Here is a 5559-nt window from a genome sequence, read left to right as displayed (position 1 = left end):
CCTATTAAGTAGAATAAACACGTATAACCCCATGGCAGCAAGCTTAGCCATGGGGTTATATCTGTATTATTGTTCATTTTGAATAGAAGTGATTAAATAATCAGCAAATTCAGTTGTTGATAGTTCTTCAATGTCTAGCATCTGAGCGAAATCGTGAGTCATCTGATTATTTTGAAGCGCTTGTTCGATGGCTTTGGTAACTTTTTGACTAGCCTCAAACCACCCAAGATGATCTAACATCATGACAGCCGAAAGGAGCAGGGAGCAAGGATTAGCCCAGCCTTTACCAGCGATATCTGGAGCAGTACCATGAGTCGCCTCAAAAATAGCGTGTCCCGTCTTATAATTGATGTTCGCGCCTGGTGAGATCCCAATCCCGCCGACTTGAGCTGCTAGGGCATCTGAAATATAATCACCATTTAAATTAGTCGTCGCAACAACTTGATACTTTTCTGGATATAGAAGAATCTGCTGCAGAAAATTATCAGCGATCACATCATCAACGATAATTTTTCCGGCTGCTCTAGCTTTTGATAAGGCTTCATCAGCTTTTTCAACTGTTGACTCCTCTGAAATCTGATTATAGTGATGTATCGTGAAAGCTTGAGGATAATGCTTATCGATATAATCATACCCCCATTTTTTAAAACCGCCTTCAGTGAACTTCATAATATTTCCTTTATGAACCAATGTAACGCGTGTTTTTTCTTGCTCAATGGCATAGTCTAAAGCAGCTGCGACTAAACGTTCACTGCCTTCTTTAGAGATTGGTTTGATTCCCAGAGCACTTGTCGCCGGAAAGCGAACTTTAGTGACCGATAATTGATCCGTTAAAAAGCTTAAAAGCTGTTTTACTTCTTGGGAGCCGTTAGAAAATTCAATACCGGCGTATACATCTTCAGTATTTTCTCGGAAAATCGTCATATCGGTTTTTTCCGGCTCCTTCAAAGGAGAAGGAACCCCTTCAAAGTAACGCACTGGCCGCACACAAGCATAAAGATCTAATTCTTGACGCAAGGTAACATTCAATGAGCGAAATCCCTCTCCGATTGGAGTAGTCAAAGGACCTTTGATTGCAACTTTATGTTTTTTGATGGCTTCAAGTGTTTCTTTAGGAAGCCAAGTGCCGGTTTGATTGAAGGCTTTTTCACCAGCAAGAATTTCCAGCCAGTTGATCTTTTTCTCATTCTTATATACTGAAGAGACTGCCGCATCAATAACTTTTTTTGTTGCCTGCCAAATTTCTGGTCCGATTCCATCGCCTTCAATATAAGGGATAGTTGGATTAACTGTGTTTGTCATTAAGCTTGCTCCTTCTGCATTTTTTTATTGATAACTAAAGGCAAGATCCCTTGATTTTTCCAATAAGCAATATCAGCCTCAGAATCAAAACGTAATTTTGCTTGGAAATGGATATCGTTCTCTCCTTTAGCAGTCACATCGATGATTTGATTGATGGTCGGCTCAGCAGGAAAATCAAAGCTGAAGTTTTCCAAACCAGTCAAACCAAGTGAATCGGCTGTTTCACCCGGAAGGTATTCAAAAGGAATGACGCCCATCATTACCAAGTTACTGCGATGAATTCGCTCATAGCTTTCTGCCAATACAGCTTTGACACCTAGGAGATTTGTTCCTTTTGCCGCCCAGTCACGAGATGAACCCATTCCATAATCTTTTCCGGCAAGAATGATTGTACCGATGCCTTCTTTTTGGTACTGCATTGCTGCATCATAAATTGATAATTCTTCACCTGTAGTAGCTAGTTTTGTATAACCGCCTGTTACTTCAGGTGTTAATTGATTTTGAATCCGAATATTTCCAAAAGTACCACGCATCATCACTTCATGATTACCTCGTCTAGAGCCGAACGAGTTGAAATCCTTATAGGCTAATCCACGATCCTTCAAGTATTTGCCTGCAGGCGATTGAAGTCCGATATTTCCGGCTGGGGAAATGTGGTCGGTAGTAACCGAATCACCAAATTTAGCTAAGACTTGCAAGTTGGCTAATGGATTTTCTTCATTTTTCGTTTGACCAAGATTTGTGAAGAAAGGTGGATTTGCGATATATGTTGACGCATCATCCCAATCATAGCAATCACCTTCAGAGGTCTCGATTCTGTTCCAGCGTTCGTTTGATTGATAAACGTTTTTATACGCTGCTCGGAAATCTTCAGGGTTCAAGAAATCATTGATGTAGTCATTCACTTCTTCTTGAGAAGGCCATAAGTCTGATAAATAGATTTCTTTTCCATCAATTTCAGCAAGCGGTTCTTTTGTTAAATCTTTTTTGATGGAACCGGCCAAAGCGTAAGCAATTACTAATGGAGGTGAAGCTAAGTAATTTGCTTTGATCAATGGGTGGATACGTCCTTCAAAATTTCGATTACCAGACAAGACAGCCGAAACGACCAGTTCACTTTCCTTTAAGGTAGTTTCGATCTCTGCATCTAGCGGGCCAGAATTTCCGATACAAGTTGTACAGCCGTATCCTACAATATCAAATCCTAGTTCGGCTAAGGGTTCTAAGAGATTTCCTTTTTCAAGATATTGAGTCACAATTTTTGACCCCGGCGCCAAAGAAGTTTTGATCGTTGATGGAACTTTTAGCCCTAACGCCACTGCTTTTTTAGCTAATAAACCGGCAGCGACCATGACAGACGGATTGCTGGTATTTGTACAGCTAGTGATAGCCGCTAAAGCCAAATCACCAGTTTCAATTGCATTATCAGTTCCTTGGATCTTTTCTTTTCGATCAAGCTCATCAGAGTTTAGACCAAATCCTTTGGGCCCGCTTGGATTCGTCAATGAGGCTTCGAAATTGTCTGCTACATCAGCTAATGGGATTCGATCCTGCGGCCGTTTTGGACCAGCGACAGAAGAGTGCACCGTCGAAAGGTCTAGTTTGATCACGCGGGTATAGGTCGGTGTTTCATTTCCATCATAAAATAGTTGATTTTGTTTTGCATAAGCCTCTACTAATTTGACCTGTTCTTCGGAACGGCCAGTTAAACGAAGATAATTTAGTGTCTCTTCGTCGATCGGACAAAATCCGCAAGTAGCACCATACTCAGGCGCCATGTTGGCGATCGTTGCACGGTCGGAAAGGCTTAAAGTTTTGTATCCAGTTCCGAAATATTCCACAAACTTGCCGACAACTTTTTCGTTACGTAAAAGTTCAGTCAAATAAAGAGCTAAGTCCGTAGCCGTAGCCCCCGGGCTCAATGTTCCAGTCAATTCCACACCGATTACTTCAGGTGTAGGAAAATAAGAAGCTTCACCTAAGATTGCGGCTTCTGCTTCGATACCGCCAACACCCCAACCAAGCACGCCTAATCCGTTGATCATCGTAGTATGGGAGTCCGTCCCTTCTAAGGAATCAGGGAAAAGCAGATTTTCATCATTTTTTAAAATGACATCCGATAAATACTCAAGATTGACTTGGTGAATGATCCCCGTTTCGGGCGGAACGACTTCGAAATTATCGAAGGCTTGTTGAGCCCATTTAAGAAATTGATAGCGTTCATGGTTTCGTTCAAATTCTTTTTCAGTGTTATAAGCTAAACTGTCCTCAGTCCCTGCACAGTCAACCTGTACAGAGTGGTCTACGACTAAAGTAACGGGAATCTCAGGATTGATAACTCTGGGATCTCCGCCAAGTTTAACCACAGCATCACGCATAGCTGCGAGATCGACTACTGCAGGTACGCCGGTAAAGTCTTGTAAAACAACGCGTGATGGGCGAAATGGAACCACGCCAGATGGCTGTTTTGCATCAAAGGCAATCAGATTTTCTAAATCTGAAAGTTCCTGATGACGCGCCAAGCTTTCTAGCATTACTCGTATGCTGAATGGGTAATCAGCGATTTTTTTCTGGTACGTATCGACAATTGATGAAAGATCAAAGTATGTATAATGTTCGTCATTGACGAAAAGCTCTTTTTTCCAGTTCAATACAAAATCCCTCCTGAATACGTTATCGATTAAAATCAGTTGGGTTTATTATACGAATAAAAAAAAAGAAAGTAAATGAAATTATTAAAACTATTTCATTTTACGCCAATGGTGTTATAATGTTTCTTAACCCGATTGTTAAAATTAAAATGGTTAGGAGGACACAGAGATGTTAGATTTGAACCAAATGGCTGACGTATGCCGAAAAGAGGATTATTTAGAGGCTGTCTCTTATACACATCTAGATGTGTATAAGAGACAGACACAGAGATGTTAGATTTGAACCAAATGGCTGACGTATGCCGAAAAGAGGATTATTTAGAGGCTTCTTTATATAGGAAACATAATGTTAAAAAAGGCTTGCGCGACCTCGATGGTAAGGGAGTTTTAGCTGGTTTAACCAATATTTCTACGATTCATCCGCAAATTATGGATGGTGACAAGGTCATTTCCAAATATGGCGAGTTGCGTTACCGCGGAATCGATATTAATGAATTGGTAAATGGTTTTGTCTCAGAAGAGCGTTTGGGGTTTGAAGAAGTCAGTTATTTGTTATTGTTTGGCTCCTTGCCGACCCAAGATGAATTGGCAGAATTCAGAACGTTGATTGGTAAAAGACGAACACTTCCTACTAACTTTGTACGTGATGTTATTATGAAGGCACCCTCACACAACATTATGAATATGATGGCCAGAAGCGTCCTGACATTGGGATGTTACGATGATAAGACAGATGATATCAGTATTGAGAACGTATTGGATCAAAGTTTGTCATTGATTGCTACTTTTCCAATGATCGCGGTCTATTCCTATCATGCGTACAATCACTACACTAAAGGGGACAGCATGTACATTCATCGCCCAGATGAAAACCTGAGTACAGCAGAAGCCATCTTAACGATGTTGCGTCCGGACAAAAAATACACTTTCCAAGAGGCACAAACATTAGATATGGCGTTAGTTTTACATATGGAACATGGCGGAGGAAATAATTCGACCTTTACGACTCGAGTTGTTACTTCCAGCGGCACAGATACTTATTCGACAATTGCAGCTGCACTAGGTTCTTTGAAGGGGCCTAAGCATGGTGGAGCAAATATCAAAGTCACACAAATGATGGAAGATTTGAAGGCGAACGTCAGTGATTGTGAAGATGAGAACGAGATCCGTGATTATTTAGAAAAAATCTTAAATAAGGAAGCGTTTGATAAGCAAGGATTGATTTACGGGATGGGACATGCCATTTACGCTGAATCTGATCCGCGTGCTGAAATCTTCAAACGCTATGTAGAAAAATTAGCGACCGAAAAGGGATCGGAAGCATCCGCTGAGTTTAATTTGTATCGCAAAGTAGAGCGTTTAGCTCCAGAGATTATCTCTGAAAGACGGAAGGTCTATAAAGGAGTCAGTGCCAATATTGATTTCTTCAGCGGTTTTGTTTACCACATGTTAGATTTACCTCAGGAGCTTTATACGCCAATGTTTGCCATTGCGCGTATCGTAGGATGGTCTGCTCATCGAATTGAAGAATTAATTAATGTTCAAAAAATCATTCGACCAGCTTATATGGAAGTTTCCGAGGATCGTAATTATCAAGAACTTACTG

The 5559-nt window shown here is 40.8% G+C and carries 3 protein-coding genes; 1 reads left to right on the top strand and 2 read right to left on the bottom strand.

The window, feature by feature from the left end; all coding sequences use genetic code 11:
- Window positions 1-66: 66 nt before the first annotated feature.
- Window positions 67-1302, bottom strand: a complete 1236-nt coding sequence (icd, locus tag A5875_RS06240) for an NADP-dependent isocitrate dehydrogenase (RefSeq protein WP_088932804.1) — start codon at window positions 1300-1302, stop codon at window positions 67-69.
- Complete coding sequence (gene acnA, locus A5875_RS06235; protein WP_088932803.1) at window positions 1302-3953, bottom strand: aconitate hydratase AcnA; 2652 nt, start codon at window positions 3951-3953, stop codon at window positions 1302-1304. Before acnA ends, icd begins: the two co-directional genes overlap by 1 nt.
- 288 nt (window positions 3954-4241) lie before the next feature.
- On the opposite strand from acnA, the gene A5875_RS06230 reads away from it, so the two are divergent.
- The coding region (locus tag A5875_RS06230) for a citrate/2-methylcitrate synthase (protein ID WP_088934643.1) at window positions 4242-5559 on the top strand (1318 nt) is incomplete at its 3' end.

This window comes from Enterococcus sp. 3H8_DIV0648, from assembly GCF_002140655.1.
Lineage (GTDB): Bacteria > Bacillota > Bacilli > Lactobacillales > Enterococcaceae > Enterococcus_A > Enterococcus_A hulanensis.
The sequence above is the reverse complement of the archived record's forward strand: the minus strand, read 5'-3'. Positions and strand labels throughout refer to the sequence as shown.